Genomic DNA, 23049 nt, shown 5'->3' with positions numbered 1-23049 from the left:
TAAAAAGGTGAGGATATTATCAATATTTTCTAAGGTCATCTGATTAGACATACATACTCAATCCCGAAAGACTCTACTGTAAAAAATTAGGTGCTAGAAGATAATCAGTTAGAGTCACAAGATATGCCAGCTAAATCATGCTCGCAACATCTCCCACCGGAGAAGATTTAGTCATAATATCCAACTTTTTCCCAAATTTTTCTTGATTCTCTGCCAGATTCACCTTCAGTGCTGATCCATATAAGCACAAATTTTTCTGGGTTTTGTCAGTCCTAACAATTATTTTCTGTATTTCCCGGTGACTTTGATGACACGCGATACACCAGAAGCATTAGAATCAGATAAGGAAATTGAGCGTTTAATTGATGAAATAATGTCAGCTAATCTGACTAATGAACAACACAGGGAAAAAATGCAGCGTCGCAAAGAAGTACAGGATCGACGCATAGCGCAAGCTTTACCAGAAAAAGGTTTAATTATTGTTCACACTGGTAATGGTAAAGGAAAAACAACCGCCGCATTGGGGATGGTGTTACGATCGCTTGGACACGGTTACAAAGTAGCGATCGTCCAATACATCAAAGGTTCTTGGGAACCCTCAGAAAAAAGGGTGTTCAGCCTTTGGGAAGATCAAATCGAATTTCACGCTATGGGGGAAGGCTTCACCTGGGAAACCCAAGATCGCGATCGCGATATCGAAAAAGCCACCGCCGCCTGGGAAAAATCACTCGAATTCATCCGCAACCCCGATTTTCAGCTAGTGCTGTTAGATGAAATTAACATTGCCCTGAAAATGGGATATTTACAAGTTGAGCAAGTCTTAGCCGGGTTAGCACAAAAACCTGCCACTAAACACGTCATCCTTACAGGTAGAGGCGCACCAGCCGCTATCATTGATCGCGCTGACTTAGTGACAGAAATGACTCTAGTTAAGCATCCTTTCCGCGATCAAAATGTCAAAGCACAACCAGGGATTGAGTTTTAATTTTATTGGGCATTGGGCATTGGGCATTGGGCATTGGGAAAGAATTTCTTTCTCCGCTTCCTCCGCTTCCTTTGCTCCCTCCGCTTTTTTGTCTACCCAGTCCCTCAATGATTACACATTTGAAGCACACGGCGATCATCGCCACTGATAGAGTTAATCTGATGATAGTCTTGCAGTGCTAAAGAGTGAGCATAAGTAGCTGGCTGATCTACGGAAAATGTAGGTATTGTACTAGCTGTAGCTACATCTGGTGCAATACCTGCATCTGGTGTACCAGTCACAGTCATCGCCAATTCTCCTGATTTGTCGAGTGTGCCTTGAAAGCAGCTAAACTCGGATCTAGGCATATATAGCGCACCGACTATTTTACCTTGCCGCTTTTGGAAGACAACATACCCTTGACCTAATTGGTTTGGTTGGGGTGATTGACCATATAGATATACACCATCTTTAAGCGGTAGGTCGGCTTTTTGGGTAATTCCTGAATTTTTGGCAGCTTTGAGAGTGCTGGTAAACTCGGTTGTGATTGACTCAGAATTAATAGATGTTTTGGAACTCTTTTGTGGTTGATGCGTCAATTCGGGAAGAGAAGCGGCGATCGCTATCGAGTTCGGTACTTGTGCAATACGATTACTGAGTACAGGTATTGCTTGTTCGCCCACAGCACCAAGGGTGAAAAGGAAAGCAATCGCGGGGATTCTCAAACGGTGTAAGGGGAAAATTTTCAATTTGTTGTTAAGCACCCGACTTCTCCTGTTAAAACCTAACGACTTCCTCTGTAACTTGACTTAAACCATAATGAAATCTCTATTGTTTAAGGCTCGGTCAAAGGTTGGATTTATGTCTTGAAAAATTAAAATTCCTAAAAAATCGCGTTTTTATGCAATTTTGCGGTATAATCACACCCTATCAATAATTGAAAAATTTATGCTTCAGCTAAAATAATCATGCTTTTGGAGGATGTGAGTTAAGGATTCCTCTCCCTGAGCGGGTTTGATATCTCACTGTTTTTCTAATCGGTTTCAAAAAATTGATGTTGCGCTGAACAAACATCTCTCTTTTTTCAGTACACCCATATCTACAACCGCCCCTGATTCCATTTCGGAAAATTCCCAATATTTTTTTCTCCTAAAAAAATTGCCCCCTGAGTTCAGGAGGCGCGTTACCCTATAGAGACGTAACACTACTACGCCTGTAGATTTAGCTAGCAACGTATTCCTTGACATTCGCTCGACGGCGACGCAGATGAGCTAAGGCTTGATGCTCTAACTGGCGGACACGTTCACGACTGAGGTTTAATCTTTCGCCGACTTTTGCCAGAGACATTTCGTTACCATCTTCTAACCCAAAACGCAGTGCTAACACTTCTCGCTGTTGGGGTGTGAGTTCCGCCAACAAGCTGTTTAAGTCTTGGCGCAAGAATTCTTGAGTGGTGTAATACTCTGGAGATGGGCCTTCATCTTCGAGCATTTCTTGTAGTTCTGTGTCTTGGTTGTCGCCAACTCGCACATCTAAAGAAACTGGTTGACGCGCCATGTTCAGATACTCACGAATCTGAGCCGGTTCTAGTTCTAGTTCTTTGGCAATTTCCGCCGGAGTTGGCGATCGCCCCAAAGTCTGAGCTAGTTCGCGCTGCACTTTTTTAATTTTGTTCAGTTTCTCGGTAATGTGGATGGGTAATCTGATAGTACGACCTTGTTGAGCGATCGCGCGGGTAATTGCTTGGCGAATCCACCAGTAAGCATAGGTTGAAAATTTATAACCCCTGGTGGGATCAAATTTTTCCACTCCTCGCTCTAATCCTAAAGTTCCCTCTTGGATTAAATCCAGAAACTCCATGTTACGTTTCTGGTATTTTTTGGCGATCGCCACTACCAAGCGTAAGTTCGCTTCAATCATCTTCTGCTTGGCGCGTTTACCTTGGGCTACCGTTTGTTTCACTTCTGTCTCAGACTGGTGAACATGATCAGCCCACTCTGCTAAACTCGGTTCCCGTTGTAACTTCTTGGCTAACTCTTCCTTCGCTTCTATCAGCGACATCATTTGTTGTACCTGCTTCCCGTAAACAATCTCTTGCTCACGGGTAAGCAAAGGCACGCGACCAATTTCCCGCAGATAGGTTCGCACCATATCAGCCGTGAATTTGGTGTTCAGGTCTTCGTTGTGGTTGTTAACAATAGGCATTGGTGCGTTATCCTCTACTCCGTAAACACAATCAATCTTGAGTACATCAATCCATCAGGGAAGGTAGTACATATATCACTGAACACAAAACGCTACCAAACTTTATCAATCTTTTATATCCCTTTTCCAGAAGGCGCGTCTTGGAGATAGGTTCCCTACCATCCCTCAATTTTTCAATCTCTTACAAACAATCTGGGTTTTTTTCAAGAATTCTTTCTTTCAGTCGCCGGCAGCCACCGGTTTATCCGAAGTCAGTATGACTTTTAATTATTTTATATTAAAACAAATCAGGCAGATAGTAAAGTAGCCTGAAGAGGTATATAGGTTATAATGTTAGATTAGTTTTTTGTTAAAACAAGTGATTTTCCTAGACAAAGCTAACTATATCTATAGTGACGCGAAAACCCCCTCTGCTGTTGCCTGGCAGTAGGGAGATAACCGAACTTAATGAGGCCAGGTGATGGAGGGAAGTTACTACTTAGTCCTTAGTTATTAGTCATGAGTTATTAGTTTTTCTCTTTCGCTTCCGCTTCCTCTGCTTCCCCAATCGCCTTTAAAAACCTAAATCAGCTTTGGCTAGTTCCGCAGCTGCGAATACTTCTGCATCTGGTTTTTCTTCCCACGCTGGATCACCAATTTCTTCGTAGAAGGTGGCATCATAGGGACGAGTTCTTACTACCACAGGCATAGGGACAGCGTGACCTAAAATTAAGGCTTGTTGCTTCGAGTCTAACTTGGCTAGTACAGACCTCAGACCACCAGCACCCGATACACCTGTAAATATGGCATCAATGTCTTTTTCATCATTGAGCAAGGCAGTAATGCGAGTCCCGATTTGAGACATCACCTCATTATCTATCCCAGAGGGTCTTTGATCAACTACCAAAAGTGTGACAAAGTATTTTCGCAGTTCACGGGCGATTGTCCCGAAGATGGTACTTTGCACCACACCTGGGTCAAGGAAGCGGTGGGCTTCTTCTATAGTAATCATTAATGGCGTGGGGCGATCGCTGGGGTTTTTACTTTGGAGGAATTTATCAGCTTTTTTCACATAATGCTCATGAATCCTTCTGGTGATCATGTTAGTCACCAACATATACGAAAGCATATTCGACTGCGAACCAAATTCTACTACTACATTTTTCCCAGCTTCTAAAGATTGTAAAATTTTATTAATGTAATTCTGGGGACACACTGCCCGCATATATTTTAAACTATCTAAACGCAATAACTTGCGCTGCAATGCCATAATTGAGCCTTTGTGTCCCCGCTTCTCATCACAAAACATCTCAATTTCTTCATTAGTCATGTTCAGCAGCTGGACAATCCAGGATTTGCCATACTCGTTGGATAAAATGTTGGCATTATCTAAAGCTGCTTCTGATAAGCCTAAATCTCGACTACATAATTTAATATCTTCGACTTCGATTTGCTCATAACTCAGGTAGAGTTCTTGAGAATCTCGTACACCCCGACGCTTAGTAGACTCAGGATCGAGGGTGTAAACTTCGACTCTCCCAGGAAACAATTGTTTCAGTCCCTTAACAGTGTTAACGTTTTTACCTTCTGCTACTGCCTCCCAACCATATTCCGAGTGCATATCAAAAATTAAGTTAACTGCGGCCTTTTTGCGAATCACACCCGCCAACAGTAACCGAGTCAGAAAAGATTTACCCGTACCCGATTTACCAAACACCCCATTGCTACGTTCGACAAACCGATTCAAATCGATACACACCGGGACATCCATATCTAAGGGTTTACCGATGGAAAAGTTGCGCCGCAGAGGATCATCTTCCCAACCAAATACCCGGCGAAAGTCTTCAACGCTGGCTTCGTAGACTTGGCTGAAGTGACTGGGGATAGTTTTCACGGGAAGTAATTCCATCGTGGTGCTAGTTTGGGGTTGGAAAGAAGCCAAATTAGTAGACGATGGCACAAAGGGGTTTACAGATTTACCATCTGTAGATGAGAAAGACTCATCAGATTCCGGCGTGAACATTAACATGGGAGCCAGGTTAATCATCCCATAAGTTCCACTACCAGCTAACACTTCCCGTAAAAAAGTATCTTCCCAACTGGGGGGGTTGGCGATGATGCGGGCGTTAGCTGCACCTAGGGCGACATCTGTTAGCATACAGAAAAAGCGCGATCGCACCCCCTGCACAACTAAAAATTTACCCACCCGCATATCCTCAACAGATACATCCGGGTGTAATCGCACTTCTAAACCCCCAGTCAAGGAACCTTCGATTACTGAACCTAATGGTTTAAGAGAATTGTCGTTAGTCATTAGTCGTTAGTCGTTAGTCATTAGTCATTAGTCATTAGTCATTAGTCATTAGTCGTTAGTCATTAGTCATTAGTCATTAGTCATTAGTCATTAGTCATTAGTCATTAGTTTTTCTCCCCTGCCTCCCCTGCCTCCTCTGCCTCCCCCACTCCCCCCACTCCCCCCACTCCCCTTACTCCCCTACTCCCTACTCTCTTATCTATTCAATCTGAATAGAAGTAGGTGCTGAACCAGTGGGAGGCACACCAATTAAAGGTTTGCGGAATTGGGCATAGATGCGATCGCGCCACTCAAAAAACGGTGCATAATCAGGGTTGTCAGCTATGGATGGTACACCTTTACCTCTGAGGGTTGCTGGTAAATCTAGGTACGCTCCTTCAGGGAATTTTAACAATATAGATAAACCTGCGACTGCTAAATCAGCTAAGGTGGGTTCATCTCCAGTTAAATAAGGACTATCTGCCAATAATAGAGTCAATGCTTCTAAGTCTTGTTTTAAATCTGCGATCGCTGATTTGATCACATCTGGACTATAACCAACACCAAACCCCAAAACCGTCAGAAAATCACTAGGTACACCTTCCACTAGCGTTTTTAAAACATCTGGTGTTGAGGTAGGTAGTAACGACTTGCGGAAATTTTGGTCTTGACTAATCGCAGAGAATAACGCCTTTCTACCTTTAATCCCTATTGATTCATCTGCCCATTCTTCCATCATTAAAGTTAGACCTTTTCTTTTTGGATCTTTTGGTATTAGTGGACGCTCAGGATACTCCAAGTCTAAATACTTAGCTATCTCTGTAGAATCCGCAATATATTTGTTACCATCCTTCAAGACTGGCACTTGCTTCTGTCCAGTCAAGCGAAATAGGTCTACCTGCCCAATCCCTGGTGTGACTTCAATTTTGCGGTATTCTAACCCTTTATAATCTAGAATCAACCGCACTTTTTCTGAGTAGTGAGATAGTTCCCATTGGTATAATTCTAACATATTGTCTTCCTGGTTGCTGATTATTTGAACAACTCTATAATTGTATCTTCACTTCAAGTAATTTTCCTGAGCAAACCATGAATTATTAGACAGATTTATCAGTTAAAAAACTGAAACTTTAGGTAAGTTTTTGCAGGTTTACACATTTTTGCTTTCATTAATTTTTAAACTTATAAGAATATTAAATGACACAATATTTTCAATAAATCTCCCTACACAAACTCAAATTCTCACAATTGCAACCGTAAAATTTTTCTTTAGTTTTTCCTACATCGTATACATCTACTTAAAATTATATAGTTATTTATCCATATACTTGTAAAAATATATATAAATTTTCCCAGACTACTACAGAAATAATTCATCCATTATGTATCTAGCTGATTGCTATATTTGTTGCCTAACCCCACTAAAAACATTAATTTTATTCAAATATTGATGTTGTATATTTTAGTGTGGTCAACAAATTCCTATCCGCCAATAAATCAAGAATTAACTCAAGTTTGAAGAAGGCAATGTTCTATGGGGATGAGATACAGTTGTTGACAAAGCTTTTGGTAAAAAAACAGCCCAGAGAACACCATTGTTCTGATTTTAGTTCGTGAGCAAGTCAGGTCACAATCCTACTGATAATATTTTGGTAAAAAATTCTCATGGATAGTTAGCTTTTATTGGTAACAAAGTGTTATAAGTCTTTATGTAACAGCTGTAAAATCAAAACAAACGAAATTTATGAAGGTAAATTACAGCAAACTATTGACCACTTTGGCTAGTGTGTTTAGTATTGCAGGCGTAAGTTTCCTGACTACCGCACCATCTGGCGCAAGAGAAGTATTAAATCCCCATCCCTCTATTTTCAAAGAAGCTACCTACAACCGCAGTCAACGTGTACAGGTAAACAGCCAACATAGCCAGACTGAGACTCTCACCGAGACTACAAAAAGCAAACACCACCATAAAGAGCAGATTTCACAGAATACAGGAGGGGATAAACTAAATCCTAGACCCAGTATTTTCAATGAAGCTCCCTACAATCGTGGTAATCGCACCACCCCAACTACTACCACCCCACAAGTAAAACCTAGCACACCTGAAACACAAGTACCAACCACTGAGACACCAGATACTCAAGGCAAAACTTTGTTAGCATTGGCAGAGTCTAACAGTTCTTTTACAATGTTAACTAAAGCTATCAAAGCTGCCGGACTGACAGAAGTTCTGCAAGGCAAAGATAACTTAACAGTTTTTGCGCCTACTGATGCTGCGTTTGCTGAATTACCTCAAGACGCTGTACAAGATTTGTTGAAACCAGAGAACAAAGAAATATTAGTCAAGCTGTTGACTTATCATGTTGTTCCAGGTACTGTCTTATCCACTGATTTAAAATCTGGCGAAGTCAAAAGTGTAGAAGGCGGTGCCATCAATGTCAAAGTTGACCCCAAAATGGGTGTCAATGTCAATGATGCTAAGGTAGTACAAGCAGACATCAAAGCTAGTAATGGCGTAATCCATGTCATTAACAAAGTTATTATCCCTCCTGATTTGTAAGATAGATTGAGTTAGTATAGCCTAGGCAACTCAAATCTTTGATAGTCATCAAATTTTATCTCTCTAGTCGTGAATTGCATTCGTGTCTAGAGAGATTTTTTCAAATTATTATTTATTCCCTACATGATCAGCAATAGTGACAGCGAAAATTAACCTAGATGTGAATCATTATTTCTTGGCAATCACCCACACAGCATGAACAATTCCGGGGATATAACCCAAAAACGTTAACAGGATATTAATCCAAAAATCCTTGCCTATTCCCACTTGTAAAAACACTCCCAGAGGTGGGAAGAAAATCGCGCATAGAATTCGCACTAAATCCATGTCAACCTCCTTTTGAGGATCTACTAACTAGATGAATACATTTCTTGCTTTAACTACCCTAGAAATGATTTTGATTCCAGAATTTTGGCTGGGTAATTTTGCCACTAACCGCCGCTAATTTTAGCTTTATAGCCAAGATTGGTTAAAATTTCTAAAATTTTTTGTTTGTGATCGCCTTGAATTTCAATTTCATTATCCTTAACTGTGCCACCAGTGCCGCACTGAGTTTTTAACTTCTTGACTAAATCTGTCAAGGTTTCTGGCTTGGCTTGAAAACCAGTAATCACAGTAACTGTTTTACCTTTGCGTCCTGCGCGGGTGGCTTGGATTCTGATATTTTGTTGTTTCGGCGGTAATTCGGGAGTTGGTCTGGCTGTGGCGGCAGAGTTGTCGTCACCAAACTCGCGGTAGGCGTAACGCTTGTCTGAAGAATGGGAATTGGAAGAAGACATAAAATTTTGAGCGAGAAAAACTTGAGAGGCAATGGTACATAAGCCTGCAAATCCATTTCTAGCCTAACATTAACAAATCCAATCAGTGGGCTAGATGTAGTCAAACAGTCTGTTTTCTCTGCCTCAGTCTTTACCTATAATAATAAAGCTGTCCCATCATTAAAATGATTTCCGTGACTACTACTCCCCTTTCTCCAAGTTCTCCCTCTACTTCTCCGGTTCCCGATACACAAGGACGCTTTGGACGCTTTGGCGGTAAGTACGTCCCGGAAACCTTAATGCCTGCTTTAGCGGAATTAGAAGCAGCTTATCAGCAATACCGCCATGATCCCAACTTCCAAGCAGAACTTCAACAACTGCTAAAGGACTATGTAGGACGTGCTACACCCTTGTATTTTGCGGAACGCTTGACTGCTCATTATGCGAGGCCAGATGGTTCCGGGCCGCAAATTTACTTAAAGCGAGAAGACCTCAATCACACAGGCGCGCACAAAATTAATAACGCTCTCGGACAGGTGTTGTTGGCGAAGCGCATGGGTAAGCAACGCATTATTGCTGAAACTGGTGCTGGACAACATGGTGTAGCTACGGCGACAGTTTGCGCTCGTTTTGGGTTGGAATGTGTGATTTATATGGGCGTTCACGATATGGAACGCCAAGCATTAAATGTGTTTAGAATGCGGCTGATGGGCGCACAAGTGCGTCCGGTAGCTGCCGGTACTGGTACTCTCAAGGATGCCACATCTGAGGCTATCCGGGATTGGGTGACAAATGTCGAAACCACTCACTATATTTTGGGTTCGGTAGCTGGCCCCCATCCATACCCGATGATGGTACGTGATTTTCATGCGATTATCGGTCAAGAAACTCGCGCTCAAGCTTTAGAAAAGTGGGGCGGTTTACCGGATATTCTCATGGCTTGTGTGGGTGGTGGTTCTAATGCTATGGGTTTATTCCATGAGTTTGTGGATGAGTCATCTGTCCGACTAATTGGGGTGGAAGCTGCGGGAGAAGGTGTGAATACAGAAAAACACGCTGCTACCTTGACAAAAGGACGTGTTGGTGTACTGCACGGAGCAATGAGTTATCTGTTACAAGATGAAGATGGACAAGTGATTGAGGCACACTCGATTAGTGCGGGTTTAGATTATCCTGGTGTTGGCCCGGAACATAGTTATTTGAAAGATATGGGTCGTGCTGAATATTACAGTGTGACGGATGCAGAAGCTTTGGCAGCATTCCAGAGATTATCTCAGTTGGAAGGAATTATCCCCGCATTAGAAACATCTCATGCGATCGCCTACTTAGAAACCCTCTGTCCTCAACTTAGCGGTAGCCCCCGAATTATTATTAACTGCTCTGGACGGGGCGATAAGGATGTGCAAACTGTAGCTAAATTTTTCAGCCCAGAATAAATCTATCTGGAGACATAAGTTTAGCTGCTCACTGATAGATTGAACAGAACAAGATTGACAAAATTTTCCCAAATTTTTCGGAAAAATCAGACTAATGAGAGAGGGCGATTCTAGGCGATCGCCCCTTTTTTTTGCAAATCTATGAATTTAAACGTGAGCAGAGAATATTCCTAGACAAAACACTATAACCAAAGATATATGACCATATAGCGAATTTGTTCAATCAATAACGGTCTGGTTAGATGGTTGCAACAACTACATGGCTTGAAAAATGATTAGAACAACACTCTACAGTTTTGCTTTAGGCAGTTTTCTTCTCGCCACTGGAGCGAGTGCTGTTTCTCTCCCATCTGCATCTGTTCAGCCAAAATCCTCAAGCATAGAAAATCATCTAGCACAATATTTTCCTGGGCAATATTTTCCTAGACAATACAACCGTCGTTCTAGACCATATAATCGTTCAATACCATCTTCTCGGCAAAGACCATATAATCCCGGAACATCAAATTCAGACTATCCGGGTGAACAATCCAATCCCAGTTCTTCCCGTGAACAATCTAATCCCAGTTCTTCCCGTGAACAATCCAATTCCGGCTCTTCCCGTGGAGGATCTAACTCTAATACTGCTTCTATAGAACAGTCAGTTTTTGAGCAAATTAACGAATACAGAGCTTCTATAGGCTTGCCAGCACTATCACGTAATTCTGCCATTGATGAGCAGGCCAGAATTCATAGTCAAAACATGGCTAGTGGAAAAGTTCCATTTAGCCATCAGGGATTTGATCAGCGAGTGAAAGCAATTGGTATTGCTCACAAATCAGCTAGTGAAAATGTTGCTTATAACCAAGATAGAGATGCAGCTACACGCGCTGTGCAAAGTTGGCTGAAAAGTTCAGGACACTTAGCTAACATTAAAAGTAATGCTAATACCACCGGAGTTGGTGTTGCAGTGAATGGCCGAGGGGTAGTTTACCTGACACAAATTTTTATGCGTTCTTAAAAGCGACTGGGGATTGGGGACTGGGTACAAGTTCTTCTCCCCTGCTCCCCTGCCTCCCCTGCCTCCCCTGCCTCCCCTGCTCCCCTGCCTCCCCTGCCTCCCCTGCCTCCCCTGCTCTAATTGATGAATCTGCAAAAGTATCCTGTTACATATTCTAGGAAGGAGAATTTAGAGTATAGGTCTTATAGTATGTACACAAAGTAATTTTTCATGTCCCGACAAACTGCTTTTGGCATCGCTTTAAGTACGCTTGTCTTTGCTGGAGGATTAATGGCTCCTCCCATACCTGGCCATACTTCTACAAACACAACTACTGATAATCAACCCTCATCGCCGGGTTATACTCAGGTTGCTAGCTCGGCGACTTTTCAAACTACTGCTTTAGAAAAATCAGTATTTGAGCAAATTAATCGCTATCGGAGAGCTAAGAACCTGCCAAAGTTAACTTTAAATTCCAACATTACTCGACAAGCCAGAATCCACAGTCAGAACATGGCTAAAGGAAAAGCACCTTTTAGTCATCAGGGATTTGAACGGCGAGTTGATGCTATTCCCCTTCGCTATAAGAGTGCGGCTGAAAATCTCGCTTTCAATCGGGGGTATAGTGATCCTGCCAATCAAGCTGTGATTGGTTGGCTCGAAAGTCCTGGACATTTAAAGAATATTCATGGTAATTATAATCTCACAGGGATTGGTGTGGCGACAAATCAGCAAGGTGAGGTTTACTTGACACAAATTTTCCTCCGGACTCGCTAGGTGGAATTGTGGATGTTCTGCACAATAATAATGTAGTGTCTGATGGTAGCTTGTTGAGAAGATACTGCATATATTATTAAGTGGTTCATGACATTACAAGATTTTCAAGTGAGCGATCGCGATCTGAGTGATGCTGCTCTTACCCAATATTTAGCATCGGCAGCGATCGCTGTTGATACTGAAACAATGGGTTTATTACCAGCGCGCGATCGCCTCTGCTTAGTTCAGCTATGCAATCCTGAAGGTAAAGTCACTGCGATTCGCATCTTCAAAGGACAAACCCAAGCCCCAAATTTAAAAAAACTGCTAGAAGCTACAAATGTCGGTAAAGTATTTCACTTTGCTCGGTTCGACATGGCCGCTTTGCGTTATCATCTAGGTATTCATGTCCAACCAGTCTTCTGCACCAAAATTGCCAGTAAGCTAGCCCGTACCTATACCAATCGTCACGGACTTAAGGATGTGGTGCAAGAATTGGAAAATGTAGAACTAGATAAAACTGCTCAAAGTTCTGATTGGGGTAACGCCACTAACTTATCTGAAGCGCAGTTGAGTTACGCCGCCAATGATGTCCGCTATTTACTCAGCGTGCAGCAAAAGTTAACCGCCATGCTGCAACGAGAAGAACGTTGGCAACTTGCTCAAGAATGCTTTCAAGTTCTACCAACAATTGTGTCTTTGGATTTATTACAATTCAAAGATTTATTTGAACATTAGTCTCACAGATTCGTGTAGGGTGCGTCAGAAGCGATAATTGGGTCAAAAATCACAGATTTTCAACATCTGACGCACCCTACTAATGTGCCAGTTGCGTAAGTCTTGTTAATGTTCAAAATTATTAACTTATGACTTGTAGAGACGTTCCGTTGAAACGTCTCTACTGACTACTGGCTATTGACCAAAACCTTATACATCTTTGTGCTGAGTCTCTGAATAGTCTTGAAGTCGAGAGACTACATTATAATCATCCGCACCGGCTGGGGTTTTAGATTCAATGATGCCTTCTGTGGGGCCGCCAATTGCCTTCCATGCAGCTAAACCACCTTTGAGTTCTGAAACATGATCAAAGCCAGCCGAACGCAGCATATTAACGGCGGCGGCGGTTTGTTCTTCAGTCGCACCGTAAACATAGATATCACGGTTTTTATCTAAAGATGGTACGGCTCTGTCTACCAATTCATCCATTGGCATGGGCATTGCACCCATAATATGACCATCATTATATATGGGGCGATCGCGTACATCTAAGATAGTAAAGGCAGGTTCACCCCATTCTAAACGAGACTTAAGTGCATAAACATCAGATTGGGCTTCAATTGGTGGTTGGGGAGGAATAATACCACCTAGTCGATTGCTATCCATAACTTGATTATTGCTTTCTTACTGCTATATAACAGCAATTTAGCTAATTAACTTGATTTAATTTCTCTGGCTGTGGGATGAAAAGCTGCAAATTATTTCTTGGGGTAGATTAGCATTTGAGTATATTTTTCACCTATTGTTGACCTATTGTTGACGTACTCCCCTGATTAAAAATCAAGGGGATTCTCAAAGGATGTTCCGAGCAAGGAAGACAGTTTGATAGCATTTAAACAATCTGACGCACCCTACAAGACTAACCAGAGGAACTTTTTACTTTGGGTAGTTCAGAGAAAAATATGGTAGATGTTGTATCTCAAATTGTTTTGGAGCTTGATTTTTTTAGCTAGTAATTTCTACTTAAAAGATGATTGACAAACCGGAGAATACACTGAGATTCTAGGATATATTTCCAGCTTCAAGATTCTTAATTTTGGCAGCAACGATCAAAATATACCAACCTTCTACTAAAGTTATGCCTTTGGTATGCAGTATCATAACTGGACTTTTCAGAAATTTAATGGAAAATTAAATATAGATCAGTAAAACAACGGCAATATACGGCGATAAGTTGCTGTAAGTATACGCCATCTCTGAAGTACAAAGAAATAAACACTACCAAACGAAAGCGCGTGTAGCACAGATACATTCAGAGTAGCTTTTTTCAGGGGAGCTTTACAGACCACAATCAATTGGCAAATTAACAACAGGCTATCAAGTTATGGTGATGCTTTCTGCTTCTTCAAATCCTAAAATTCTGGTCGTAGATGACGATTTTGGTGTGCGTAACCTGATATATCGCTTTTTAAGCCGGAAATATCAAATAGAGTCAGCAGCAGATGGTAAAACTGCGCTGTCGTTATTTGAAGAATTCGACCCAGCTTTAGTAATTCTGGATTGGAATCTCCCAGATACCAGTGGCTATCAACTTTGCCAAGAAATGCAAAGTCGGAACAATGTGTTGGTGATGATACTGACTAGCAGGACAGAAGAAGCTGACAAGATCAGAATTATGGCGGCTGGTGCTGATGACTTTATAACTAAACCGTTTAGTCTAGCTGAAGTTGAATTGAGAGTCCAAGCTCTCTTAAGGCGCATCCGCTCTATTAAACCATCTCCATCACAACGCCTAATCTTTAAAAACTTAGCTATTAACCCAGATGGACGAGAGGTGACACTGAACGATAAACCCTTGAATTTAACAGCTTTGGAATTTAATATTCTCCACTTTTTGGCAAGTCATCCTGGTCAAGCTTGGAGTCGTCCCCAACTAATTCAAAAGATTTGGGGTTGTGACTATGTGGGAGATGGACGGGTAGTTGACGTACACATCGGTCAGCTACGTAAGAAACTAGAAGCAGATACCAGTGTACCGGAATTTATTAAAACTGTTCGTGGGTACGGTTACAAGTTTGAAATCCCTGAGCCAACTACAGTTTAGATATACACAAGTTAAATCACATTTACTCATGGCAATGCAATAAATATCAAGCTGATTGCTGTACAGCAAATGCAAATATGTGCTTGATAGTTGCAATCAATTTGCAAATAACTGATCAGGTTAGTGATCAAGAATTTTACTGAGGCTTGTGTGTGTTGATTGGTGTTAGTTTTGGGGTGTAATACCAACAACATCAGGGAAGATGGTGTCTACTCAAGTCTCAAAGAACAGCTCTGTGGATTTTAATTTATCGGATATTTTCCCTGAAGGTAGAAGACTTGGGAAAAGTACAGAGCTAATGCTCAACAGGTTTCTCATATTTCTGAATAGTTAACCTTTGACTCACCAACTCCGCCGCTAACTCGATTGCTGCTTTCATACTGGTAGCATCAGCAATTCCCTTACCTGCAATATCAAACGCCGTTCCGTGATCGGGGGAAGTGCGAACAAAAGGTAAACCAATCGAAGTATTAACAGCACGGTCAAACGCCATTAACTTGACGGGAATTAAACCTTGGTCGTGATACAGTGCTAAATAAGCATCGGCGGGATTTTGCACCTGAGAATGACCATACCAAGCTTGACCGGGTTTAACCCACATTGTATCTGGTGGAATCGGCCCTTCTAGCTGGAAATTCGGGCGTTTTTGCCGTTCGGATTCTAACCAAGCAATTAACCAATCCTGTTCTTCTGTTCCTAGTTGTCCTTGTTCGCCACTGTGGGGATTTAAACCGGCGATCGCAATTCTGCCATGAGTTATCCCAAAATCTTGCTCTAAACACTCCACCAACAAATCTAATTTTTTTGTTAATAACTCCGGTGTCAGTGTTTTGGCTACTTGACACAGGGGAATATGTGTGGTAGCTAATAAAGCGCGCATTGTCCAACCAGTGTAAGGCGATCGCGCCACAAATAACATTCCAAAGCGGTCAACCCCAGCCTTTTCGGCTAACAATTCTGTTTGTCCTGGGTAATGATACCCTGCGGATTTCCACGCAGATTTAGCTATGGGGGCGGTAACAATAGCATCAAATTTCCCTGCGAGAGTTTGAGCGATCGCATCTTCCATATAAGCAAAACTCGCCGCACCACTAGCAGCATTCCCAAAGCCGATGACAATTTCCCCTTTCTCCCAATCACAAGGGACATCAACAATTTTCAACTCGTCAGGATTTACCAAAGGTGCTAAATTCTCAGTCTGAGTCAGTCTGTGATAAGTCTGTAGCAACAAATCTTGATTACCTACCACAGAAACATCACATTTTTGAGTTACCGTTGGATCTGCCAAAGCTTTTAAAATCACTTCCGGGCCAATTCCGGCTGGATCACCCAAAGTAATCGCTAAACGAGGACAGTGTTGTTGATGTAAATTAACTGGCTGATGTTGATCAAGTTGATACATATTTGTACCCATAAAAGTCTCACAATGCCCCATTGCCTATTCCCTATTCCCCAATCTCCTATCTTAATTAACCATCAAACTGGTTTAGAATTATTTACACGAGGCTAATCCTACAGTTAGCGTTGCAGAGCTTCTGGTAGACATTGTTGATCTGAGGTTGCCTCGGTCGTAGGATTAGCACAGATTAGATTTGAGCCATCGAGTCTAGTCTGGTGAAACAACTGAAAAACATCTACAGTCCACCATTCACAAAGGAGAACCAAATCAATGAGCGGCGAAATGTTGAATGCAGCTCTGTTACCTTTTAGTCTAATCTTCGTAGGTTGGGCTTTGGGTGCTTTATTGCTGAAAATTCAAGGTTCAGAAGAATAATCCCTTTCCAGAACCTTCGGCGAGAGACAATAAACTCGACTCTCTCTAAAAAAATAGCGTGTCCGCCAACCGGACAACGCTGTTTCCACTACTCCCCAGAGACTTCCAAATCAAAAGATAATCAATCGCTGTGGGTGACGTTTCTGGCGCAGGGGGAAGAGGGGAAGCAGGGGAAGCAGGAAAAAAAACACCTGATAGCCGTATTCACACGCAGAAATTGCAGAATTTAATTTTTGGCTATCCCCGAAATATTCAACAAATCAATTAAAAAGACGTAAACTTTTGTTTACAGAATATAATTCTGTTAAGATTTTTCTCATAAAAGTTTAATAAATATTACAAACCTCATGACATTATTAATAGTTGGTGCTACCGGCACTTTGGGAAGACAAGTGGCTCGTCGTGCAATCGATGAGGGTTATAAAGTGCGCTGTCTTGTCCGCAGTGTTAAAAAAGCTGCTTTTCTCAAAGAATGGGGTGCGGAACTCGTCAAAGGAGATTTATGTTATCCTGAAAGCCTCACAGGCGCGTTAGAAGGTGTCACAGCCGTAATTGATGCGGCTACCTCTCGTGCTACAGATTCCCTGACAATCAAACAAGTAGATTGGCAAGGGAAGGTAGCTTTAATTCAAGCGGCTCAAGCTGCTGGTGTAGAGCGTTTTATATTCTTTTCTATTATTGATGCTGACAAGTACCCAGAAGTGCCACTGATGGAGATTAAGCGGTGTACTGAAGCATTTTTAATCGAGTCTGGATTAAACTACACAATTTTACGCTTGGCTGGGTTCATGCAAGGTTTAATCGGTCAATATGGCATACCCATTTTAGAAGGACAACCAGTTTGGGTGACTGGTACATCTTCACCTATCGCCTACATGGATACTCAAGACATTGCCAAGTTTGCTGTGGGTGCATTAAGTGTACCAGCCACCGAAAAACAAACGTTCCCGGTGGTGGGAACTCGTGCTTGGAGTGCAGAAGAAATTACCAGCTTATGTGAGCGTTTATCTGGGAAAGAAGCAAAAGTCCGACGCATGCCGATTAACCTGCTGCGTACTGTGCGCCAAATTGCCCGATTCTTTCAGTGGGGATGGAATGTGGCAGATAGACTAGCATTTACAGAAGTCTTAGCTAGTGGTAAACCTCTGAATGCGCCAATGGATGAGGTATATACAGTATTTGGCTTAGAACAATCACAGACAACGACTTTAGAAGGCTATTTACAAGAGTATTTCAGCCGCATCATGAGAAAGCTCAAGGAATTAGATTACGAAAAAACCAAAAAGCAGAAATCGAAAAAGACTCCCTTTAAAAAAGTCAATAGTCAGCAGTGATTAGTTGTTAGTCATTAGTCATGAGTTTTTCTCCCCTGCTTTGAAAGCTCCCCCAATTCCTACTTTCCACAATTGAAAAAGCCCACAATTTTAGTCTTTTGACTTTTGACTAATGACTCGTGATCCAAAATGTGTCAGGATGACATAAGTAAAAGCATAGCCTACTATACTTGGATATTTGAGTGTGCCGAAAGCAGGCATTATCTACAATGACGTTAAACCGATAGCCACACGCACGGCTATCGAACTGAAAGACAAGCTAACCGCAGCCGGTTGGGATGTATGTATTACATCAAGTATCGGTGGCATATTGGGCTACTCTAATCCCGAAAGCCCTGTATGTCACACCCCTATTGATGGTTTGACACCCCCTGGATTTGACTCAGAAATGCAGTTTGCCGTGGTTCTAGGGGGGGATGGTACTGTTTTAGCAGCTTCGCGTCAGGTTGCCCCTTGCGGTATTCCACTATTAGCAGTGAATACCGGACACATGGGGTTTTTAACAGAAGCTTATCTGAATCAATTGCCCCAAGCCATAGAACAGGCGATCGCGGGTGAATATGAAATTGAAGAACGCGCCATGCTGAGTGTGCAAGTGCGGCGAGGCGAGTCGGTGCTTTGGGAAGCCCTATGCTTAAATGAAATGGTCTTACATCGAGAGCCTTTAACCTCGATGTGCCATTTTGAAATTGCTGTAGGTCGCCATGCACCAGTCGATATTGCGGCTGATGGTATAATTGTTTCTACACCTACTGGTTCTACAGCTTATTCTTTAAGTGCCGGTGGCCCTGTCATTACCCCAGGTGTACCTGTATTACAATTAGTACCTATTTGCCCCCACTCTTTGGCTTCTAGGGCTTTGGTATTTCCAGATACGGAACCAGTGAATATTTATCCAGTGAATATTCCTCGGTTAGTCATGGTAGTGGATGGTAATGGTGGTTGCTACGTTTTCCCAGAGGATAGGGTATATTTAGAGCGATCGCCTTACAGTGTCAAATTCATCCGCCTACAACCACCCGAATTTTTCCGCATTTTAAGGGAAAAATTAGGTTGGGGTTTGCCACACATCGCTAAACCAACTTCTGTAGAATTACCTTAGTCATTAGTCATTAGTTATTAGTCATTAGTCATTAGTTTCTCTCCTCTGCCCCCTGCCTTTCCTTCCCCAGTCCCCAATCCCCAGTCCCCAATAGTTATGACACCTGCTCACAGTGCCTGTGTTTTGGTCATCGAAACCGATGATAGCCTAGCCAATCAGATTTCCTGTGATTTGCAAGAAGCTGGCTATGAGCCTGTGTTGGCTAATGATGCGGCGAGTGGTTTACAATACTATCGCGATCGCCAACCTGCTTTAGTAGTTTTAGACCGAATGCTTTCCGGTGAATCAGGACTGTCATTGTGCAGAAATCTTAGAAGTGCTGGGATGCGATCGCCTGTCTTGGTACTCATGGCTAGGGATGCAGTTGATGATCGGGTAGCTTGTCTAGAAGCAGGGGCAGATGATTATATCCTCAAACCTTATCGTTCCGAAGACTTTTTAAAACTGATTCGCCTCTACCTGAAACCAGAAGTTGATACAACAGAACAGTTACGCTTTGGAGAACTGGTTTTAGACATAGCCAACCGCCGTGCGGTTTACAACGGGCGAATCATTGACTTAACCATGAAAGAATTTGAACTCTTAAAGTTCTTAATGGAACATCCCCGTGAAGTATTAACCCGTGAACAAATTCTGGAAAATGTTTGGGGTTACGACTTCATGGGTGAATCTAATGTTATAGAGGTGTACATTCGCTACTTACGCTTAAAAATAGAAGACGAAGGTCAAAAACGGCTAATTCAAACAGTGCGCGGCGTAGGTTACGTACTCAGAGAATCATAGCATCTCAAAACTAAGTAGTAAAAATTACAAATTCATTAAATACTTCCATCCTTTAGAGGGTGGAAGCATTATTTGTATGTATTGAGCCACTCCGGGGAAGCAAGCTACGCGTAGCGTCCGCACCAGAGTAATTTAGTCCTCTCTTAATCTAACACCGAATAGTATACCATTTACGTAATTACCGCGAAAAATATTGAGGATTGTTCCCAATCCCCATTCCCTCAACAGCCAAAAGCCATTTTGCAGAAATTTCGGTAAAATCGAAATCCCAATTATTACAAGACGAATTCGATGATGCGTTGGTTAAGTTTAATGCCCCTGCTGCTGAGTATCTTACTGATGGGATGTTCAATGCAGACAACCGCTAAACCGCCCACAAACACTTCTAATGCTCTAACACAATTACCATCTGGACAAATACTACCAATTTCTGCAAAAGCAACAGTTCCCAATGGTACAGAGATTGAGTTAGAAGTAGCGGCGACACGTGAACAGCAAGAAATGGGCTTGATGTATCGTCCTGCCCTACCAGACAATCGGGGAATGCTCTTTCAGTTTCCTACAGCACAACCTGTGCAGTTTTGGATGAAGAATGTACCTGTAGCTCTCGATATGGTGTTTTTACACAATGGAGTAGTCAAGTATATTCAAGCTTCCGCACCTCCTTGCACAAGTGAGCCTTGTCCTACTTATGGCCCTAACGTACCCATCGATCAAGTGATCGAACTGCGCTCAGGACGAGCTGCGGAATTAAATCTCAAAACAGGAGATCGGATCAACATTCAGTTTTTAAACACCGGAGCCTTGCAGTAATCAATCTTTGTATCACTGATGGAGTAAGGCTAAAGGAATTTTGAATTCATGAGGTTTGTGTAAAAAAAATATCAAATGTACGTAAACTATTGAATTCTGAGGTTACTATTGAATATCATGTCAAAAATAACCAAATATGTTGTTTCTCAGGTAAAATTTCATCCTAATAAAACTGGTTGCTAAAAATCTTCCTTTTGGCATAAGTGTAATTAGTCGCTCATAAGGCAGTATTAGCTATGGAAACTTGATTACTAAATGTGTGACTAGATAGCTCATTCTAGATAGCTCATGACAGTAAAAAAGTTCAAGCCCATTGCCAGAGAGTAACTTGCAGCTTGAGAATTCAGCAGACAAATGCTTTTACAGCTAGAATATGCTAGATTAATTCTATTTTTCTGGCTAAAAGCATCTTTTTCAGGCTAATAAAAGAATTTTCAGAGGTTTTTTTCCGGTCATCGTATATTCACGGGTGAAGTAATAGTTGCAGGTTACATAGCAATGGGAAACCAAGACATGACAATACATACTCAGCCAGGAGGTGAGTTGCAAATGTCACCATCAACCTATTCAAGACTAATTAATTTTCTCAGGGAAGATTTGTCTATTTCCGCAGCTTCACTGGCGGTAGCTTTACGCCATCGGGAACAAGACCCAGGCCCTTTACCCATGATTCTTTGGCAGTACGGTTTGATTACTTTAGAACAGTTAGAGCAAATTTACGATTGGATGGATGCAGCGTAGAGTATGGGTTATTCATACAGGAGAATCAGAGTATGTCACATTTACTCTGTCTTGTGCCAGGGCTGACAGATAAAGACTCCTTGCATTATAAATTTAAGAAAAGAGCGAGTTAATTAGTTAACTCGCTCTTTTCTTTCAGTGCTGAGAGGCTATTTATCAAGTAAATATTAAGTAGGATGTGTTACGGCGATGAAAGGATTTTCACGTTTGAGAGAGTAGGAATTAGCCGTAACGCACCAATAAACACGGTGCGTTATGCGCTGCTTTAACGCCCCCTACAATTTAAGGTTTACTTTATGAATAATCTCTGAGGTTGACTAATAAGTATTAACCAATTAATCCGATCTGCCAATTGGCTGATTATGATGATTGATTGACCAACGGTGTTCTACAGGTACGGAGGAAGCTTGACAAGTTTCTTCTAATTGTTTTTGTTGGGCTGCGGCTTTACGGAGGGTAATAATTAGTTGATTGACTTGATGTCGCAGTTCTGGGTTGTTACTGGCTGCTGACATGGTTTGTCTTTCTAATAGTTGCAGTATCAGTTCGTAGTGGATGGGTGATGGTAGGGGAAGTTGCTCCATGTAGTTATCAAGTTGGTAATTTTTGAATGGTAACTGTTTATTAACTGTCCAGCCAATTTTGACACATTAAATAAATATTTAACTTAAATTTAGATAATCAATGTAGCAGTACGTACTGTTGCTATTGCGGAAAGTAGCAGGGGCAGGGGGCAGGGGGCAGGGAGCAGGGGGCAAAGGAGAGAAACTAATGACTAATGACTAATGACTAATGACTAATAACTAATGACTAATGACTAATAACTAAGGTTGTCAAGGTGATTGGGAAAATAGGCGGGCGATCGCAATTTCTGGATCTGGTTGTTTTACCAAAGATTCACCAATTAACACGGCAGATGCACCAGCTTGGGATACAACACTTAAATCATCTGGCGTATGTAATCCCGACTCACTCACAACTAGAATATTTCTTTCCTGTAATTGGCTACTCCTAGCCTCTAACAGTTGGCAAGTTGTTTGCAAATCCACAGAAAAATCTTCTAAATTGCGGTTATTGATGCCTACTAAAGTTACACCATCTAAAGCCAATACCCGGTCAAGTTCTGCCAAATTGTGGACTTCAATCAATGCTGCCATATTCAAAGCCTTGGCAATCTTGACACAGTATTGTAAATCTTGATCGCTGAGAATAGCAGCAATTAATAACACCGCATCTGCACCTTTGACACGAGCTAGGTACATTTGATAAGGGTAAATCACAAAATCCTTACATAGTAGCGGTAAGTCTACGGTAGCACGGACTTTAGCTAGGTTATCAAAACCACCTTGAAAAAATTTAACATCCGTTAAAACCGAAAGACAACTTGCGCCACCTTGTTGGTAAGATAGGGCGATCGCTACAGGGTCAAAATCTTCCCGAAATACACCTTTACTGGGGGAAGCTTTCTTCACTTCCGCAATCAAAGCTGGTTTAGTTCTCCCTTGTCGTAAAGCGGCGACAAAATCACGAGTTGGGGGTGCGGTGAGTGCTTGCTTTTGTAACTCTCGCAAAGGCACTTTTTCGCGCATTTGCTCAATTTCTATTTCCTTATGCCAGACAATTTCCTCTAGGATATTCTGGGGTTGCGAGTCATCTAAAACAACTTGATAACGCAACCAGGCAACATTTACAGGTGGACTTGGTTGACGACGACGAATTTGCATAATTTTCAGAATGGGGAATGGGGACTG

The 23049-nt window shown here is 41.9% G+C and carries 24 protein-coding genes; 14 read left to right on the top strand and 10 right to left on the bottom strand.

Features of this window, described 5'->3' with window-relative positions; translation table 11 throughout:
* The first annotated feature begins 307 nt into the window (after nt 1–307).
* Nucleotides 308–985 carry a cob(I)yrinic acid a,c-diamide adenosyltransferase gene (cobO, locus tag A3775_RS12335; protein ID WP_066377257.1) on the top strand — a complete coding sequence of 226 codons (678 nt, stop codon included), beginning with the start codon at nt 308–310 and terminating at the stop codon, nt 983–985.
* 104 nt (nt 986–1089) lie between these two features.
* On the opposite strand, the gene A3775_RS12330 is transcribed toward cobO, so the two are convergent.
* The 4 genes from A3775_RS12330 to A3775_RS12315 form a co-directional block, all read right to left on the bottom strand.
* Nucleotides 1090–1728 carry a hypothetical protein gene (locus A3775_RS12330; protein WP_066425168.1) on the bottom strand — a complete coding sequence of 213 codons (639 nt, stop codon included), beginning with the start codon at nt 1726–1728 and terminating at the stop codon, nt 1090–1092.
* A gap of 457 nt (nt 1729–2185) precedes the next feature.
* Nucleotides 2186–3169 carry an RNA polymerase sigma factor, RpoD/SigA family gene (locus A3775_RS12325; RefSeq protein WP_066425167.1) on the bottom strand — a complete coding sequence of 328 codons (984 nt, stop codon included), beginning with the start codon at nt 3167–3169 and terminating at the stop codon, nt 2186–2188.
* 553 nt (nt 3170–3722) lie between these two features.
* Entirely contained in the window at nt 3723–5462 is a 1740-nt protein-coding gene (locus A3775_RS12320; protein ID WP_066425166.1) for an ATP-binding protein, read from the bottom strand.
* 199 nt (nt 5463–5661) lie between these two features.
* Complete coding sequence (locus A3775_RS12315; RefSeq protein WP_066382959.1) at nt 5662–6453, bottom strand: glutathione S-transferase family protein; 792 nt, start codon at nt 6451–6453, stop codon at nt 5662–5664.
* A 732-nt stretch (nt 6454–7185) separates the two neighbouring features.
* On the opposite strand from A3775_RS12315, the gene A3775_RS12310 reads away from it, so the two are divergent.
* Nucleotides 7186–8001 carry a fasciclin domain-containing protein gene (locus A3775_RS12310; protein ID WP_066382957.1) on the top strand — a complete coding sequence of 272 codons (816 nt, stop codon included), beginning with the start codon at nt 7186–7188 and terminating at the stop codon, nt 7999–8001.
* Nucleotides 8002–8169: 168 nt separating this feature from the next.
* Here A3775_RS12310 and A3775_RS23575 read toward each other — a convergent pair whose 3' ends face one another.
* Complete coding sequence (locus tag A3775_RS23575) at nt 8170–8328, bottom strand: YqaE/Pmp3 family membrane protein (protein ID WP_082803730.1); 159 nt, start codon at nt 8326–8328, stop codon at nt 8170–8172.
* 104 nt (nt 8329–8432) lie between these two features.
* Nucleotides 8433–8780, bottom strand: coding sequence for a translation initiation factor (locus tag A3775_RS12305; protein ID WP_066382955.1), 348 nt, complete (start codon nt 8778–8780; stop codon nt 8433–8435).
* A gap of 173 nt (nt 8781–8953) precedes the next feature.
* Here A3775_RS12305 and trpB point away from each other — a divergent pair, with 173 nt between their 5' ends.
* From trpB to A3775_RS12285, 4 genes are all read left to right on the top strand, one after another.
* Complete coding sequence (gene trpB / locus A3775_RS12300; protein ID WP_066425270.1) at nt 8954–10195, top strand: tryptophan synthase subunit beta; 1242 nt, start codon at nt 8954–8956, stop codon at nt 10193–10195.
* Nucleotides 10196–10466: 271 nt separating this feature from the next.
* The gene (locus A3775_RS12295; RefSeq protein ID WP_066382953.1) at nt 10467–11195 is read left to right on the top strand and encodes a CAP domain-containing protein; all 729 of its coding nucleotides are present in this window, start codon (nt 10467–10469) and stop codon (nt 11193–11195) included.
* Nucleotides 11196–11405: 210 nt separating this feature from the next.
* Nucleotides 11406–11951 (top strand): CAP domain-containing protein, encoded by a 546-nt coding sequence (locus A3775_RS12290; RefSeq protein ID WP_066382950.1) that lies wholly within the window; start codon nt 11406–11408, stop codon nt 11949–11951.
* A gap of 87 nt (nt 11952–12038) precedes the next feature.
* The gene (locus A3775_RS12285; protein WP_066382948.1) at nt 12039–12668 is read left to right on the top strand and encodes a ribonuclease D; all 630 of its coding nucleotides are present in this window, start codon (nt 12039–12041) and stop codon (nt 12666–12668) included.
* A 189-nt stretch (nt 12669–12857) separates the two neighbouring features.
* On the opposite strand, the gene A3775_RS12280 is transcribed toward A3775_RS12285, so the two are convergent.
* Entirely contained in the window at nt 12858–13313 is a 456-nt protein-coding gene (locus tag A3775_RS12280) for a rhodanese-like domain-containing protein (RefSeq protein WP_066382946.1), read from the bottom strand.
* 718 nt (nt 13314–14031) lie between these two features.
* Here A3775_RS12280 and A3775_RS12275 point away from each other — a divergent pair.
* Nucleotides 14032–14751, top strand: coding sequence for a response regulator transcription factor (locus A3775_RS12275; RefSeq protein WP_066382944.1), 720 nt, complete (start codon nt 14032–14034; stop codon nt 14749–14751).
* Between the two features lie 295 nt (nt 14752–15046).
* Here the strand turns inward: A3775_RS12275 and pdxA are convergent, their stop codons facing one another.
* On the bottom strand, nt 15047–16153 hold the full coding sequence (gene pdxA, locus A3775_RS12270) for a 4-hydroxythreonine-4-phosphate dehydrogenase PdxA (RefSeq protein WP_082803739.1): 1107 nt from the start codon (nt 16151–16153) through the stop codon (nt 15047–15049).
* Nucleotides 16154–16420: 267 nt separating this feature from the next.
* Between pdxA and A3775_RS12265 the strand changes: the two genes are divergently transcribed.
* From A3775_RS12265 to A3775_RS12240, 7 genes are all read left to right on the top strand, one after another.
* A complete protein-coding gene (locus A3775_RS12265) occupies nt 16421–16525 on the top strand; it encodes a PetM family cytochrome b6-f complex subunit 7 (RefSeq protein WP_066382940.1) in 105 nt (34 codons plus the stop codon).
* A gap of 130 nt (nt 16526–16655) precedes the next feature.
* Nucleotides 16656–16793, top strand: a complete 138-nt coding sequence (locus tag A3775_RS24230; RefSeq protein ID WP_156481623.1) for a hypothetical protein — start codon at nt 16656–16658, stop codon at nt 16791–16793.
* 79 nt (nt 16794–16872) lie between these two features.
* Nucleotides 16873–17859 carry an SDR family oxidoreductase gene (locus A3775_RS12260; protein WP_066382935.1) on the top strand — a complete coding sequence of 329 codons (987 nt, stop codon included), beginning with the start codon at nt 16873–16875 and terminating at the stop codon, nt 17857–17859.
* 184 nt (nt 17860–18043) lie between these two features.
* On the top strand, nt 18044–18961 hold the full coding sequence (locus A3775_RS12255) for an NAD(+) kinase (protein WP_066382933.1): 918 nt from the start codon (nt 18044–18046) through the stop codon (nt 18959–18961).
* A gap of 96 nt (nt 18962–19057) precedes the next feature.
* On the top strand, nt 19058–19744 hold the full coding sequence (gene nblR, locus A3775_RS12250) for a response regulator transcription factor NblR (protein WP_066382931.1): 687 nt from the start codon (nt 19058–19060) through the stop codon (nt 19742–19744).
* Between the two features lie 291 nt (nt 19745–20035).
* Nucleotides 20036–20557 (top strand): DUF192 domain-containing protein, encoded by a 522-nt coding sequence (locus A3775_RS12245; RefSeq protein ID WP_066382930.1) that lies wholly within the window; start codon nt 20036–20038, stop codon nt 20555–20557.
* Nucleotides 20558–21070: 513 nt separating this feature from the next.
* Nucleotides 21071–21298, top strand: coding sequence for a DUF2949 domain-containing protein (locus A3775_RS12240; RefSeq protein ID WP_066382963.1), 228 nt, complete (start codon nt 21071–21073; stop codon nt 21296–21298).
* A 335-nt stretch (nt 21299–21633) separates the two neighbouring features.
* Here the strand turns inward: A3775_RS12240 and A3775_RS12235 are convergent, their stop codons facing one another.
* Together A3775_RS12235 and trpC are read right to left on the bottom strand one after the other, a co-directional pair.
* Nucleotides 21634–21882 carry a DUF5340 domain-containing protein gene (locus A3775_RS12235; RefSeq protein WP_066382929.1) on the bottom strand — a complete coding sequence of 83 codons (249 nt, stop codon included), beginning with the start codon at nt 21880–21882 and terminating at the stop codon, nt 21634–21636.
* 249 nt (nt 21883–22131) lie between these two features.
* Nucleotides 22132–23022, bottom strand: coding sequence for an indole-3-glycerol phosphate synthase TrpC (gene trpC, locus A3775_RS12230; protein ID WP_066425164.1), 891 nt, complete (start codon nt 23020–23022; stop codon nt 22132–22134).
* Nucleotides 23023–23049: the final 27 nt, after the last annotated feature.

The organism is Anabaena sp. 4-3 (genome assembly GCF_001597745.1).
In the GTDB taxonomy this organism is placed as follows: domain Bacteria; phylum Cyanobacteriota; class Cyanobacteriia; order Cyanobacteriales; family Nostocaceae; genus Trichormus.
Note: the sequence above shows the minus strand (reverse complement) of the source record. Positions and strands in the feature narration are given on the sequence as shown.